Origin of the sequence: Legionella drozanskii LLAP-1 (assembly GCF_001467585.1) — a bacterium.
In the GTDB taxonomy this organism is placed as follows: domain Bacteria; phylum Pseudomonadota; class Gammaproteobacteria; order Legionellales; family Legionellaceae; genus Tatlockia; species Tatlockia drozanskii.
The window spans coordinates 1-14,942 of the sequence record NZ_LNXY01000011.1 but is presented as its reverse complement, the minus strand read 5'-3'; the positions used below and the strand labels follow the sequence as shown (position 1 = coordinate 14,942).

Sequence of the window (14,942 nt, the reverse complement as noted above, 5' to 3'; positions counted from 1 at the left end):
ATCTGGAACTCATTCAACAAAATGCCTATATTGAACGCTATAATTCCAGAGTTAGGTATGATGAGTTAAGCTCAATATTTATTTCAAAGTATTGCTGAGGTACAACTTCATGCGAACAATGGTTATGAACGTACAAATACTGCTATTGGAGGGATTCCTCCAAGGCAAAAATTGGCACTATTTGCGTAATCCTCTACTTTTTGCTTCAGCTAAAAATGAAGGGCTCACCATATTACCGTTTATCGTTTCTTTAGTTTTGTAGTTTTGGAATTTTTATATTTCTTGTATGAGATTCAGGATCATCCGTATAACCTAATTCAGCTCCAACCCCTGTCAAGCCTCGCCTTCTAGGACCAAATTTCCGAGCATAATCACCCCTAAATGCCTTGAAAGCTTCAGACTCTTTTTTCTTTAATTTTTGATCTTCATACCTTTGATCATGTGGTTTCCGCCCATATATATCATAAGCATCAATTCTTCCGTCAAAGTACGAAATTAATGGCCCTGAAGAAATCAATGAAGAACGAGGATCTGGCATTAATAAAAAGTCTTTTCCAAAGTTCGGCCAATAAGTATTCGACAATTTACTTTCTGGATAAAGCCATTCTTCTTTAGCCGCCGCAATATATCTAAATGCACGATTTTTTATGATGTAATTTATCTGGCTAACCTCGAGTTCCGATAACTGTCGCCCAATTTGGATATCCTGAAAATTAAAGAAAGAATTTCTTACATAATGAGGATTTTCTCGATATTTAAGTGGCTTTTGATAAGGATTTCTAAACCATCCATTATTTGTAAGTACTAAGAGTTTGTTAAAATTTAAAGGAAAAATAGTATGTGTTCCTAAAAATCGAATATCCGGATCATTAAAACTTAAGCAATATTTTGAACCTGGAAAACACTGCTTATTATAAGTAGTAACAGGATGATCAGAAATGATAAATTTGATGTTAGACTGACTTGCATCAAGGATGCACCACTGACTTTCAGACCAAATTGCACCAAACAATCTCTGTAGTTCCTCAATTTTCTTTAGCAATTCATTTTGATCACTGATTTTAATTAATTTTTGAAAATAGCCTAATCCTTTTGGAGTACGCAATCTCTGTGTGCTCATAAAATCAATAAAATCGTCGAAGTATGTTGAATTGGCAGACGGATGAGTAAAATTTGAAAAATAATTGAGTGAAGCCGCCCCTATTCGGTCTATTCTTCCAAAAAATTTTTCTTCTAACTCAGTGGAATATCCTTCCCCTATCTTTAAACTATATAAATGCTTTGAAAAAAAACATTTACTTGGTCCCCACCAATTTGGATTTTTTAAGGAATATCTATGCCCTGCACTTATTCTCTGGGGCGGATTTAAATCAAGGTAATAAAGATTCTTACTTTTGAATTCGCTTGGGATAAAATTATACTGATACCATTGAGATACATAATGATGATTTTGATATTGCTTCATTTTCTATTACCTTTTTATAGGTTAAAGATGTTTTCAAATTTCAAATAACTCCTCAATTGTTGTTTGCATTTCTTCCTGGCTGGGTTTTGCATAACGAAATATTTCTTTAATAGATACATTTCCGCTTATTTCCTGCGCAAAATGCACCCCGTGCTTATCAGTTACCTTTTTTAGAAAAGTATGTCGTAGTTTATGAGGAGTAAATTCAAACTTCTCATGATCTGGCAAAAAAGCCAAGGCTTGCTTTAGAACGCGTTGACATATTCGATAAACGTCTAAAGTTTGTAATCGAGTACCATATCTTGTGATAAATAAAGGTTCATCCTCTTGGGCCTCCCTTCTTTCTAAATATTGATCTAAATATCCCCTACTCTCTTGCGGCAAAGGAATTTTTTGGCTGATTCGTTTTGATTTATGGCGTAACACTTCACACAAACCCTTTTGTCTATACTGGCCGACATTTAAGGTAACCACTTCCGATTCGCGAAGCCCTGTGCCAAGCAACACATAAAATAATGCCATTTCCATTAATGGATTTTGATTTTTGCGTGTACAGCTTTTAATCCGTTGTTCGCAAGCAGATTTTAATCTCATTAATTGACGTGAAGTTAATCCATTCCAATCAGGCGCATCGGTTTGTAGATCTTTAACTTGCGCTAGTGGATCGCCTGCTAATAAGGGACGTTGTTGATGAAGCCATCGACCTACGTGGCGAATTGTTGCCATCGTTCGATTAATAGAAGTTGCTTTGTATGGTTTTCCGGTTTTCTCTGAAATCGTTTTACATAAATTTTTCTGAAAATGCTTGCTCACTGCTGGTGTCCAACTATCGACCAAATCATGCCCTACTTCATTTTGGAAAAAATGAATAAATTTTGACAGGTCTTTCATTTTGGCTTGTTCGGTTTTCTCTGGAGCCCCTTTTACATGCACTGAGTAATAATAAGACAACCATGCTGAAAGTGAATTGGTGTCAAAATGAACATCCAAAGGATGGAAAATCTTATCTATCACAAACTTTCGATTTTTTGGATTTTGGTCATCCAGGAAATTCATAGGGTCTCTTTTTTGATTTTCCCTCATTATACCCTGTTTGTGATGGATAAGGTACGTTATCTAGCTCAAACTAAAAACTCTGTAAATAATAGGGCCTGTTTACAATTCGCTGATTTGAGCTGAAAAGACAGTAGATTTTTAAACAGGTCCTAATCAACCTAAAGAGTTGGTGGGCTGACTTGATATAAGTAAGTCATCTGGATTTCGACTTGGCAAGCGTTTAAAAAATTGCACTCCGTCTTGAGTATATGTGAACTTGGAAGACTGAGATTTGTCTGAACTTCCATCATAGCAGAACCAATTAATACGTTTTTTTCGTTCGAGCTCAATAATTAATCCAAGATCAAGTTCGTAAAATAGTGATTCTCCATAGTGAAATTCAACCAAGAGATTGTTGTTACCTTCTATGGCTTCAAATAAGGTATTACTAAACTGAGGCTTTCGATGGGTAATTTTAATATTGAGTGGATCAGAAACATGTTGAAACCAATTTTTAAGAACTAAACCAAGATCACTATAACAATTCAAAAAATGAAGTGTATTAATATTAATTTTATGTTCATCAAGAAAGCTAAGGATTTCTAAAATTGCAGAACCGTCTAGGCTCTCAAAAGTGAATGAGCAGGCATCCTCAGGACCTTGAGGAATTAGCTTGCCAAGACAGACCATAAATTCTCTTTGGTTACATTGATTAATTAACCTATATTCAGCGATATCAAAAGAACGAATAAGAATAGGGCGATTAGAAGCAATGGACTGCTCAACAGCTTTGAAATATCGCCCCACATTTGACTCTTCTCCTCGTAGTGGCGTTTTTAAGATCTGCTGAGCTTCTAAAAAGTACTTTTCAAAATGAAAACCTTGAGTGCAATGTACAAAGCGAGGTAAAAAATGACCCGATATATTCCAATTATCGTCATCTAGAATAAGAAAAGCGTCTATCTTATCGAGATGCTCTATAAGCCATGATTCAATTTCTTGACCGCGGTTGTAATAGTAAATATCTGGGGTATAACCAATTATCTTATCGCCCAGTTCATACATGGAAAATAAGGCCTGTAACTGCTCCAGAGAGTTGGAAAGTCGCCAAGTAGAAGAGATAACAATCTTAACATCTTCTTCCTGACAAAGTATTTTTAAATAATCAATGGCTAGAGGTGTAAAATTTAAAGCAGCTATCAGAAAACGCTCTTTCAAACTATCAACGGCTTCAGGAGAATACTTTTCCTTTAATTTGAGACGTATATCCTGCAATTCAGTTGCTGAAAGCTCTCGGTAAACTTTAAGGTACAAAACATCATCAATATCTAAAAAAATAATTTTCATGGCGCTCTCGAATGATTTATATTATCGTAGCCTTGATGCAGCGAAGCGAAATCAAGGATATATATCTTACACATTCATACTTATCCCATCTTTCAAAAAATTTAGAACGATTAAAATGAAGAAACCTTGATTTCGCTTCGCTGCCGCAACTCATTCTATGATTTTGAGGGAATTATATGTTAGTCACTTTCTCCTGCAAAGAGTATGAAAATATCACTAAGTTTGGGGATGTAGCCAAGAAGCTATTAAATGATGATGGACACAGTGCTACTGTGCCTGGAGCGATAGTTGCTGAAGAGCTCCTCGCTTAGAACAAGCCCCTTGAGCAAGAAAAACGTAAAAACTCCAGCTCGATTGCAACTCAAGAGGATGACAATGAGCTAGATCACAGAGCATTACCTTTAATTAATATGCTCAAAGCCGCTAGTAGGCCTGGGACTAAGGATCGTGCGGTAAAGTGTCAAAATCAAGCTGTTTTTTAATGATGGATCCAGTCCTGGTGCGGGTTAGAGGTTCATGTCAATGGGAAAAATTTATACTTTTTTATTCGCGATATTGCATCGAACATGTTTTGATTAACTTGTTGATATTAAATAAAAAAATTTAAATTGCAACCTTTCAGGCATGCTCAAATTTTACTCGAATAAATTTCCTTTATAAGATGACTTTATGTTATTGATTATATTGGTTTTATTTTAAAAATAACCTCAAAAAAGACCTTATTTTACACTTCACCGCACGATCCTTAGTCCCAGGCCTATCAGGACAGTGGTTGGTCGATACTTGAATGTAAAGAATCTGCAGGACTTCTTCATAAGCTGGATGAATATGGAAGACCTTTACAGGGATTATTTGGTCATTTGTTAGCCCAAAAAATTCAGTGAGAACTACCTTAGGTATGAATGTTTAATAAAGCATTTAATTCGATTTTGTTGTGTACGATATCTGCTAAGGTAAATTGATTTAACACATTCATAAATGCTTTCTGAGCTTCATAAAGAATATTTTTAAGCTTGCATACGGGGGCAATACAACAATTTGCTTTTTCTTTGTTAAAACAAGGAACTAAATCAAAATTTGATTCAAGTTTTAATATCAAGGCTCCCAAATTAATGTCTATAGGATTTACCGCCATGGTAATTCCTCCATTTTTACCCCGAATAGTTTTAATTAGCCCTAGTTTGGCTAAATTATGGATTATTTTAATCATGTGATTATTCGAAATAGTATAAGCTTCAATAATATCTTTGATGGTGCAGATATTTTTTTTCAGAGCGATATAGATCAAAGCTCGTAATGAGTAATCCGTGAATTGAGTTAATTGCATAGTAAAATTTCCAAGATTATTTATTGACTCCTATTATTCCTTTTTATAAGATGTATTTCAAATGCATCTTTAACGTAAGGAGTTAAAATTATGTCCACATCCCTATATGAACGTCTAGGTGGCCAAGCAGCGGTTAACACCGCTGTAGATATTTTCTATCGAAAAATCCTGGCTGATCAACGCGTTAATAATTTTTTTGATGAGATCGATATGGAACAACAGATTATCAAACAAAAAGGTTTTTTAACGATGGTTTTTGGTGGCCCCAATCATTATACAGGAAAAGGAATGCGAGAGGGGCATCGTCATTTAGTAAAAATGGGATTAAACGATTCTCATGTTGACATCATTATCGAGCATTTAGGTGCGACACTAACAGAATTAGGTGTAAGTGATAACGATATTCATGAAGTGGCCGCTATTGCTAATAGCGTTCGTTCCGATGTTTTGGATCGTTAGATATGAATATAATAACCTTTAAAAATCAGCCTTATTCATTGGCGGCTAATGAGAACATCTTAAGTTGTTTTTTACGCAATGGTATTAATTATCCTAATTCATGTCAGACAGGGATTTGTCAGTCATGTCTTATTAAGGCTACAGATGGTGAGATTGATCCTTCCTGGCAGGAAGGACTCCCGGAAACTCTAAAAGCACAGAGGTATTTTCTTGCCTGCATGGCAAAGCCTGCAACAGATATAGAACTCGAATCACCAGATGCGGCTGAATGTGATATGGAAGCCAAGCTTTTTGGCATGGAACGACTAAATTATAATGTGTTAAAAATTAAGCTATTAGTAGACAATCTTGATGATTGGATTCCCGGTCAATATCTTAATCTAATTAATTCGGCTCAGATTGTTAGAAGCTACTCTATTGCTAATATACCAGCTCAAGATGGTTATATTGAATTGCAAATTAAGATGGTTGAGAATGGTGCTATGAGTCAATGGTTGCAAGAAACAGCGATAATCGATACACGAGTCAGGCTTAGAGGTCCTTTTGGTAAATGCTATTACTTTAATCCTGATAACTTGTCATTTGATATGCTGTTGGCGGGGACAGGAACAGGTTTAGCCCCTTTAATCGGTATCATTAAAAGTGCTCTTAGCCAAGGGCATGAAGGCACTATTACTCTAATACATGGCGGTTATATTGATAATGATATTTATTATGCTGAGGAGCTTAAGACTCTAGCTGCAGTATTCAAAAATTTTCGTTATGAACCTTGCGTACTAAACAGTCAGGGATGTTATCCAGAGGCTTCGATTGAACGAAAAGTTTTAACCTGTCTTAATAATCCCAGTGATACACGTGTATATGTTTGTGGGCCTAAAGAAACAACCAATAAACTTAAAACCAGTATTTTTCTTGCAGGTGTGCCTTCTAAATTTATTTTTAGTGATCCTTTTCTGTAAGGCTTTTGTTTAAACAGTCAAATTGCCATTTCTGGCAATTTGACTGTTAACTTCTTTGCAGATTTTCGGTATTTTTTACAAAAAAGAGTTTGAACTTCATTACAAAATCATATGCCATTAGCAAAGCAGCTATGGCAAATACAACATCTCCCGGTATACGCAACCACTGCCATAATAGAGTTGTATTATAAAACTCAAGACTACGCGCAAAGGTTAATCCATGCTCATATACTGCTTGTAATTGTGGCCAACCAATGGGGAAGAAATTCAGGAAAATCCACAAAATCACTCCTAGGTTATATAACCAAAATGCCCATGTGCCCAATCGATCGCTCCACTGGACTTTATCTCCTGCCGCAAAACGCAGGCAAAAATAGATCATTCCTAATGCAAGCAATCCAAATGCTCCAAATAAAGCTGTATGTGCGTGATTCAAAGTTAAAAAAGTTCCGTGCTCATAATAATTCACTAAAGGAGCATTTAATGTACCGCCACCAAAAACACCTGCACCAACAAAATTCCAGAAAGCCGCTCCTAAAATATAAAGATAAGCCAAGTGGTGTTTAAACTCCTTATCCTTTTTAATTTTCTGTTGTTCCTGGATTGCATTGATAATCAGCAGGGCAATGGGTAGAACTTCAATAAATGAGAACATTGATCCTAGAGGCACCCACATATCAGGTCCTCCTGTCCAATACCAATGATGCCCAGTACCTATGACACCACCTAAAAAAATAAGAATAGCTTCAAAAAAAACAGTCCGTTCTGCTAAAGGCCTTGATACTAATCCAACGCCCATTAATAGATAAGCCGTAGCACAGGCTGCAAAAAATTCAAAAGATTGTTCAACCCAGAGATGTACTACCCACCATCGCCAAAAATCAGTAATGGTAAATGATTTTTCAATTCCGGTTAACGGGATCATTCCAAAACAATACAGAACGGCAATGTTAACGGTGCTGGCCCAAAACAAATGTTCCAGTTTAATTTTTCCTGTCCAAAACTCAAAAGTTGCTGTTTTTAGACCATTCCAAGTTGGCCACATGCCTCGAAAAACGATAAAACTCCACAAAAAAAGTCCCATGCAAAAACCTATCTGCCAAAGCCTACCCAGCTGGAGATACGATAATCCTTGATTCCCAATCCAAAACCATGCTGTGTCAATAACTCCCATGATTCCAAGGTAATCGCCAATTATGGCGCCAGCTACAATAAATAGGGTTACCCAAAACAATACATCAACGAAAAATCCCTGCCCTTTAGCTTCTCTGCCACTAATGATAGGGGCTAGAAAAACAGCAGAACTAATCCAAGAAAGGGCTATCCAAACTATAGGTGTTTGTGTATGAACGTCGCGTAAGAAATTAAAAGGAAGGAATGAGTTGATATTAATTCCATAAAATCCAGTTCGCTCCGTATAGTAATGGGCGAGTAGGACACCTACTGCAATTTGAACTAATAAGACGATTGCAACAATTAAAAAATATTTACCTACTTTTTTCTGGCTGGTTGTTAATTCTTTAAATGCTAACAAAATGGGAGTCATAGTTGCATCATCTGGTCCATTTAAATAACGATGATAAATATAGAGAACTACACCAAAACCAAAAAAAACGAAGCAAAAGGACACCCATGTCCAATAAAAGGTTGCCGGAGTAGGCACATTACCCATGGTTGGCTCATACGGCCAGTTATTAGTATAGGAAAAATCTTTACCAGGTCGATGCGCAATAGTGGTTAATGAGGAATAAATCAGGAAATCAGCGACCTGGATAGCACTTTGCTGGTTTAAGCTGTACGCCTTTGTCCAGCCCTTTATTGGATCGTGATTAAGAACCATCTTTGCTATTTCTGCCTGAAGCTCGGTTATCGCTGTTGCAATTACTTCAGGTATTATCGACGTGTCATGGCTGAGATCAACGTGTTGCAGTGCCTCCTGCATTTCTTTTCGGGCGACGTATTGATCACCTTCTGATAAAGTGACAAAAGATTTCTTAAATTTTAGAGTCGCAATATTTTCTTCTGTTTTACGACCTAATTCTACCAAGTATTGAGCGGTATAGTCTTCTCCAAAATAAGACCCCATTCCATAGATACTGCCATAATCCATAAGATCTGCACGTTGAAATCCTGCTTTTCCTGCAACAATATCTTCTTCTGTCATGAGAATTGTTCCAGAAGCTGAGACGAATTGATGTGGCAAGGGTGGTGCTAATTGATAGGTTTTAACCGTTCCCCAAATTATGACGATGAAACATAGTATTGCTGTGATTAATAGAACCCATTTAAGGACATTTGAAACAGGATCAACTTGCAAATTAATCTTACTATCCATTGTATTGTTCTTTATCATTAAGTTCCGTCCTTAGTACCTATCTTGTTTTTGCATGATTTGCGTATTATTTCGATTTTATAGCAAAGTAACTAATTGTGTGCCCAATTAAAAATATTGGAACTGTTATGTTTGAAAACTGAGCCAAATGATTCTCTTTAACAAAATGACACTATACTACTATTCATATGACTCGGAAATATTCATTAAGAAGAAGTTAGATTGATGTTATCAACTCAAAAACATGGGATTGCGCTTATCATCGCTAACCTGGAATATAGCACACGTGGAGATTTGATCATGAACATCAGATGGTATAAGTTAAAACATAATTGCCTAATAAATGAAGGGCGATCATGAAAAAATCAGGCGATAAACAAGACGACAAGAAAGATAATGCGATCGTGTTATTTCAGTTGAATGCACTTGCATCAGAACCTCACCGGTCAAATTTTTTGCATTGTGTAGCAAGAGGTCAACAAAATGAAGCAGAGAATCTACTGAATAAACCAATGGAAAAAGGTAACTATAAAAACCTGCTGTTAGCAAAAGAAACCTTCACTGATTACTCAGGTCGAACATTTGTATGCACCGCTTACGAATATGCTTACTGGGCCAAGGATACCCATATGTGCCGGATTCTGGAAAAACATATGGACGAGAATATAAAATCAGAAATGCTAAAACGCTGCGAGACGATAGAGAAGGGCGGCTTAAAGTATAGCCAACAACTTAACCAGACTGATGGAACCCAGCGTGTTGAACAATTTTGTACAAAGCATTTTGACTTTACTCCACTCAAAACAGCACTGGAAAGGTATATTCAGGGATTTTATAACTGGAATTGGGATGAAAGAAAGACGGCCTGGATGGCGGTAGGCATCGCTCAGCGTGACCTTCCTGTTCATGTGATTAATGAATATTGCAGGCCTGATCGGACTTTTCACCCATTGCCTGCGTTTAATGAAGATAAATTACCCAGGGTTGTAACATACTACAATTATAATATAAGGCGTGATGTCTCATTGTATCCGTTGGTTATTTCTGGCTCTTCTGGTCTCGGTGTTGATTTTGCATTAATTCGTGGCCGGTTTCGACCAGCAGCGGTGCGGGTGCGACGCTGTGGCTCGGGACTGCGGGCCGCGTGTGAGTTGGCAGCTGTTAGCCACCTTGATGAAGTAAGAACTATCGATCTCAAGCAGTCGGTTAAAAACCTGGGCTAATTCGAAAGATAATGAATGGTAATTCGTATTCTCACATCAGCCCATGTGCATTATTTTTATTGGATATCATGAACAATCAAAACGAAGAAGAATTAGCTTGATTGTTTTACAGCGAAAGGAAAAGCCGTGGTAAAACTCAGCTTCCGTATTTTCCCGTTTTTTAAAATGATGAATATGGTTTTGCAAGAAATATTATCTCTTCAGATGTAGAAGAGCGATTCAAAATTTTATTCCTATGGGGAAATCTGCCAAACTTTTTTATAATGTTGTAATGCTTAGTGGCGGATTTTGCATGATTAAATAATCTTAAGGACAATTCTTGGTCAGCGATGTTTTCGCTATGCATGAAAGGCATGTACATAAAATGTCTTTTTTCATCAGTGGACAATTTTTTATCCATGCTCTGTTCAATTGCTAGTTTTGCTAAATTTAAAGCTTTAAGGTCAGTTGCAAAAGCCTGTGGAGATCCTCTAAAAAAATTACGCGGAAATTGATCGAATATTATAATGAGACTTAACATTCCAGCCGGCGTTTTTTTCCAGAAATCTAGTTTATCAGAACAAGCATCTTGATATATTATTAAAAACTTATCTTTAATTAAATTATCAAATTTTTTGTTTTTAGCAAACCAATATCGTTTTGATTCTGGAGCAAACCAGAAGTTTAAGATTTCGGAAAATGATGAGTTAAGTTCAGGGATCATTCTGTTCAATAAATGTAATATGAATATTAATAATACTCTTTAGTGATGCTTGAGAATACGCATCATAAGAATAAATCAGTATAAAGTTCTGCTTTTGGATCCATAGCATAAGCTGAAAAATCAGTTACACCACTCTGTATTAATACCTCTTCATCTATAAAAAAATTGCCTGTCACCAATTTAGCCGGTTGAGTTAGTATCCAATGAGCTGCATCAGCAATGATCTGCGGTTTTCGACTTGCCATATACATTTCGCTAGGAAAATGAACTCGAATGGCATCTGTTGCTATGGTTGTCCTTGGCCACAAGGAATTAACAGCAATTCCTGCTTTTTTAAACTCTTCAGCAAGCCCTAAAGTACACATACTCATACCGTATTTACTCATAGTATAAGCTAAATGAGGAGCAAACCATTTTTTATCCATATTCAGTGGCGGAGACAAAGTCAAAATATGCGGATTAGCGCTTTTTATTAAATGTGGAATTGCAGCCTGAGAGCAAGCATAAGTTGCACGTGCATTAACTTCTTGCATCAAATCATAACGCTTCATAGGTGTATTAAGGGTATCTGTTAAACTAATTGCGCTTGCATTATTTATTAAAACATCGAGTTTTCCAAAAGTTTCTATGGTTATATTTATAGCATTTTGGATCTGCTCTTCATCCCTAACGTCAACCATTAAAGGAAGTGCACGTCCACCAAGATTTTCAATTTCCTTTGCCACAGTGTGAATAGTTCCTTCAAGTGTTGGATGTGGTTGTGTGGTTTTCGCTGCAATTACAATACATGCCTTTTCTGCTGCAAATTTTAAAGCAATTTCCCTCCCTATTCCTCTGCTGCCTCCAGTAATAAACAAAACTCTAGTCATTTTCTCTCCTTAATTTTGATGCCACCAATCCAGGCTAAAAACAAAAGCATTAATTTACCATAAGGGGGTTCTAGCTGGCTGTTATCTCTATGTTAACGTGACTATTAATTGAATTCGAAATAAACAATTTTCATGAGCTTTTTCACGCATTTTATTTACGGCATTATCGTCAGGAAGTTTAGATCCTCCAAATTTAATTTTGGGATGCAATGTAATTTCTGTAACGCTAATTTTCCCACGCTCATTTTTATTCGTTATGCCAATAGCCTCATCGATGTAACTATCAATGATATAACCATTTTTGCAAGCTACTGCCAGAAATGTTTGCATATAACAACCCGATAATGCTGACACGAGTAATTCCTCAGGATTAGGCAATTCTGATTTACCAAAGTAGTCCTTTGGATTTGATGCCTGAATGTTTTCTCCTCCGCTAAATTTGATTGTGTAAGTACGATCATAGGTTTCATAATTAAAATCTTGCCCATTACGTTGCCAGTGAATAGAAGCTAAATGATTACCCATACATATCTCCATTTATAAAGTATGATTTAGTACCCAGAAAATTCTTCTGTACGAATATTATCATCATTAATATCTGAACAAGTAGCAATTATGCGAACAAAATACGCTAATGGAATTAGCTGGGGTGAGGTTAAAGATATGCTATTTGAAACAATCAATAAAGAAATTGGAGAATCACGCAAAATATAGGAGGAATTGATGAGAAATCCTAGCGAGTTAGAACGTGCATTACAGGCAGGAGCAAATTGTGCACGACAAATAAGCATCCAATTTTTAAATAAAATCAAAAAATTAGTTGGGATAGGAAAATTATATTAGTAATTTCAATCGGGTAAGAACGCTTAAAAAATTGTCCGGTTTTACTTAACCATTAAACTTTGTTGCGTGCCAAACAAATTAAACACAATTATTAAGTATTAAAGCTATACTTTAAAAAATGAAAGTAGCAAAAAACCCATATCATGGATGATTTATTATGACCAGAAAAAGCTTTTTTAAACGTGAATGGAAAATATTTAAAAAATTCTATAATAAATCAGCAGAAAACCGAATAGGATTTTATAATTTTCTTGGGTTTATTGTTATCCCTATAATTGGAATGACAATTTTGTATATCCTTGTTCGTATTTTCTGGATGTGAATAAAAACATAACTTCCCAGCTATATTCACCAATTCAAGGGCGGCAGGGGAGTTATGTTTTTATGCATAATAGGATAGAATGCGATATTGATATCATATTCAATTATTCCCCAATATTGCTACTGTGATTTTTGCCATACTTGAGTATATATGGCTGAATTCGTATATTAAAAGACAGGAGGTCTTTAATGCGATTTTCAATTTCCCGCTACAACCCGGAGACTGATTCGGCTCCTTATATGAAGGATTATGAACTGGAAATTCCGCCCGGTTCTGACATGATGGTGCTGGATGCACTTCAACTATTAAACGTGCAAGATGAGACACTGGTATTTCGCGCGTCTTGCAGAGAAGGTGTATGCGGTTCTGATGGTATGAACATCAATGGATTGAATCGCTTGGCATGCATCACTTCACTTTCGTCTTTGACTCCTCCCATAGTGATAAGACCTTTGGTTAATATGCCCGTTATTCGTGATTTAGTAGTAGATTTCACATTATTTTTTGAACAGTACGAACGCGTCCAGCCCTATTTACAAAATGACACCCAGCCACCTATTACAGAACGATTACAAACACCCGAAGAACGTGCCAAATTAGATGGGTTATACGAATGCATTTTATGTGCTTGTTGCACTAGTTTTTGCCCTTCATCTTGGTGGAATCCGGAAAAATTTATTGGTCCTGCAGGTTTGTTATGGGCTAATCGATTTCTTCAAGATAGCCGCGATAAAGCAACGGATAAACGTTTAGCTGATTTACAAGATCCATTTAGTGTTTTTCGTTGTCGCACGATTATGAATTGTACTGTGGTATGTCCTAAACATTTAAATCCTTCTGCAGCTATAGCAGATATTCGTCGAATAATGACGAAAAAAGAGTCTTAATTGTTCTGATTTAACAAAAGGAATTAATGATGAATAAGCAGCAATTTCGTAACTTAAATTTATTCACTATTCGATACCCATTCACCGCTATTATTTCTCTATTACATCGATTATCAGGCATTTTTGTCTTTTTATTGATTCCTTTTCTATTATGGATGCTGGATATTGCTACAGGTTCAACAATAGGATTTGAACGTGTACAGACACTATTAACAAATCTACCTGCTAAATTGATGTTGTGGCTTTTTTTAGTAGCGCTATTTTATCACCTCATTGCTGGTATACGCCATTTATTGATGGATATTGGGATAGGAGAAAGTCTCAGAAGTGCACGCATAAGTGGAGGAATATCCTTAATAATTACCGTTCTTGTAGCAATATTATTAGGGAGTTGGCTATGGTAAACAAATTAATAGTTAGTATGAGTTTGACTGGGAATGGATTGCGAGATTGGTTAGCGCAACGTTTTTCTTCTCTCATAATAGCAATTTATTTTTTAGTCTTATTAGGATTTTTTCTTCTTCACCCAAAGCTTGATTATACTACCTTACGATATTTTTTCTCTGCCACATGGATGCAAGTGTTTTCACTAACAGCATTGTTAAGCTTATTTTTGCATGCCTGGGTTGGTATTTGGACGGTCATCACCGATTACATCAATCCTATTGCCATGCGATTAATCATACAGGTATTAGTCATTTTTATATTGATTATTTATTTTTTTTGGGGCGTCGAAATTTTGTGGAAAATAGTTTAATGGAGTATTAAGAATGAACTTAGTAGATTATACATTCGATGCTGTGATTGTAGGCGCTGGTGGTGCAGGGATGACCGCTTCATTACAACTTGCTCATTCAGGATTAAAGGTTGCTGTAATTTCGAAAGTGTATCCCACACGTTCGCATACTGTTTCTGCACAAGGTGGAATTGCTGCCGCATTAGGTAATGTTCATCCTGATGATTGGCGTTGGCATATGTTTGATACGGTTAAAGGATCGGATTATTTAGGAGATCAAGATAGCATTGAATATATGTGTAAAATGGCTCCTGGTGCGATGTATGATTTAGAACATATGGGCATGCCATTCTCACGTCTGGATAATGGAAAGATTTATCAACGTGCTTTCGGTGGTCAGACGATAGATTATGGAAAAGGAGTTGCTCATCGTAC

General features: G+C 36.3%; 16 protein-coding genes and 2 pseudogenes. 10 read left to right on the top strand and 8 right to left on the bottom strand.

All coding sequences use genetic code 11. The annotated features are described in order from the left end of the window. Window positions 1–14 precede the first annotated feature (14 nt). A pseudogene (locus tag Ldro_RS16455) lies at window positions 15–189 on the top strand (integrase core domain-containing protein); the annotation flags it as partial. Between the two features lie 61 nt (window positions 190–250). On the opposite strand, the gene Ldro_RS03900 reads toward Ldro_RS16455, so the two are convergent. The 3 genes from Ldro_RS03900 to Ldro_RS03890 form a co-directional block, all read right to left on the bottom strand. Beyond that, window positions 251–1,465 carry a DUF4238 domain-containing protein gene (locus Ldro_RS03900; RefSeq protein WP_058495118.1) on the bottom strand — a complete coding sequence of 405 codons (1,215 nt, stop codon included), beginning with the start codon at window positions 1,463–1,465 and terminating at the stop codon, window positions 251–253. A 33-nt stretch (window positions 1,466–1,498) separates the two neighbouring features. Then, entirely contained in the window at window positions 1,499–2,521 is a 1,023-nt protein-coding gene (locus Ldro_RS03895; RefSeq protein ID WP_058495117.1) for a tyrosine-type recombinase/integrase, read from the bottom strand. Between the two features lie 153 nt (window positions 2,522–2,674). Next, window positions 2,675–3,847 (bottom strand): HAD domain-containing protein, encoded by a 1,173-nt coding sequence (locus tag Ldro_RS03890; RefSeq protein WP_058495116.1) that lies wholly within the window; start codon window positions 3,845–3,847, stop codon window positions 2,675–2,677. Between the two features lie 176 nt (window positions 3,848–4,023). Between Ldro_RS03890 and Ldro_RS16705 the strand changes: the two genes are divergently transcribed. Together Ldro_RS16705 and Ldro_RS16700 are read left to right on the top strand one after the other, a co-directional pair. Beyond that, window positions 4,024–4,158 carry a DUF1840 family protein gene (locus Ldro_RS16705; protein ID WP_238583953.1) on the top strand — a complete coding sequence of 45 codons (135 nt, stop codon included), beginning with the start codon at window positions 4,024–4,026 and terminating at the stop codon, window positions 4,156–4,158. Between the two features lie 447 nt (window positions 4,159–4,605). Then, window positions 4,606–4,731, top strand: a pseudogene (locus Ldro_RS16700) (SAM-dependent methyltransferase); the annotation flags it as partial. Window positions 4,732–4,739: 8 nt separating this feature from the next. On the opposite strand, the gene Ldro_RS03885 reads toward Ldro_RS16700, so the two are convergent. Further along, window positions 4,740–5,174 (bottom strand): Rrf2 family transcriptional regulator, encoded by a 435-nt coding sequence (locus Ldro_RS03885; RefSeq protein ID WP_058495115.1) that lies wholly within the window; start codon window positions 5,172–5,174, stop codon window positions 4,740–4,742. Window positions 5,175–5,264: 90 nt separating this feature from the next. Here Ldro_RS03885 and Ldro_RS03880 point away from each other — a divergent pair, with 90 nt between their 5' ends. Beyond that, on the top strand, window positions 5,265–5,633 hold the full coding sequence (locus Ldro_RS03880) for a group I truncated hemoglobin (protein WP_058495114.1): 369 nt from the start codon (window positions 5,265–5,267) through the stop codon (window positions 5,631–5,633). A gap of 2 nt (window positions 5,634–5,635) precedes the next feature. Beyond that, window positions 5,636–6,592, top strand: coding sequence for an FAD-binding oxidoreductase (locus Ldro_RS03875; RefSeq protein WP_058495113.1), 957 nt, complete (start codon window positions 5,636–5,638; stop codon window positions 6,590–6,592). 46 nt (window positions 6,593–6,638) lie between these two features. Here the strand turns inward: Ldro_RS03875 and Ldro_RS03870 are convergent, their stop codons facing one another. Continuing rightward, window positions 6,639–8,945 carry a nitric-oxide reductase large subunit gene (locus Ldro_RS03870; RefSeq protein ID WP_058495112.1) on the bottom strand — a complete coding sequence of 769 codons (2,307 nt, stop codon included), beginning with the start codon at window positions 8,943–8,945 and terminating at the stop codon, window positions 6,639–6,641. A 335-nt stretch (window positions 8,946–9,280) separates the two neighbouring features. Here Ldro_RS03870 and Ldro_RS03865 point away from each other — a divergent pair, with 335 nt between their 5' ends. Then, complete coding sequence (locus Ldro_RS03865; protein ID WP_058495111.1) at window positions 9,281–10,147, top strand: hypothetical protein; 867 nt, start codon at window positions 9,281–9,283, stop codon at window positions 10,145–10,147. Between the two features lie 160 nt (window positions 10,148–10,307). On the opposite strand, the gene Ldro_RS03860 is transcribed toward Ldro_RS03865, so the two are convergent. The 3 genes from Ldro_RS03860 to Ldro_RS03850 form a co-directional block, all read right to left on the bottom strand. After that, window positions 10,308–10,850, bottom strand: coding sequence for a DUF924 family protein (locus Ldro_RS03860; RefSeq protein WP_058495110.1), 543 nt, complete (start codon window positions 10,848–10,850; stop codon window positions 10,308–10,310). 62 nt (window positions 10,851–10,912) lie between these two features. Continuing rightward, on the bottom strand, window positions 10,913–11,719 hold the full coding sequence (locus tag Ldro_RS03855; protein WP_058495109.1) for an SDR family oxidoreductase: 807 nt from the start codon (window positions 11,717–11,719) through the stop codon (window positions 10,913–10,915). Window positions 11,720–11,806: 87 nt separating this feature from the next. Further along, complete coding sequence (locus Ldro_RS03850; RefSeq protein ID WP_238583952.1) at window positions 11,807–12,244, bottom strand: OsmC family protein; 438 nt, start codon at window positions 12,242–12,244, stop codon at window positions 11,807–11,809. Window positions 12,245–13,072: 828 nt separating this feature from the next. Between Ldro_RS03850 and Ldro_RS03845 the strand changes: the two genes are divergently transcribed. The 4 genes from Ldro_RS03845 to Ldro_RS03830 form a co-directional block, all read left to right on the top strand. Continuing rightward, window positions 13,073–13,771, top strand: a complete 699-nt coding sequence (locus Ldro_RS03845; RefSeq protein WP_058495108.1) for a succinate dehydrogenase iron-sulfur subunit — start codon at window positions 13,073–13,075, stop codon at window positions 13,769–13,771. A gap of 26 nt (window positions 13,772–13,797) precedes the next feature. Further along, window positions 13,798–14,175, top strand: coding sequence for a succinate dehydrogenase, cytochrome b556 subunit (gene sdhC, locus Ldro_RS03840; RefSeq protein ID WP_238583951.1), 378 nt, complete (start codon window positions 13,798–13,800; stop codon window positions 14,173–14,175). Beyond that, on the top strand, window positions 14,169–14,528 hold the full coding sequence (gene sdhD, locus Ldro_RS03835; protein ID WP_058495106.1) for a succinate dehydrogenase, hydrophobic membrane anchor protein: 360 nt from the start codon (window positions 14,169–14,171) through the stop codon (window positions 14,526–14,528). The genes sdhC and sdhD overlap by 7 nt, the downstream gene beginning before the upstream one ends. A 13-nt stretch (window positions 14,529–14,541) precedes the next feature. Further along, on the top strand, window positions 14,542–14,942 hold a 401-nt coding region (locus Ldro_RS03830; protein WP_157066453.1), incomplete at its 3' end, for an FAD-binding protein.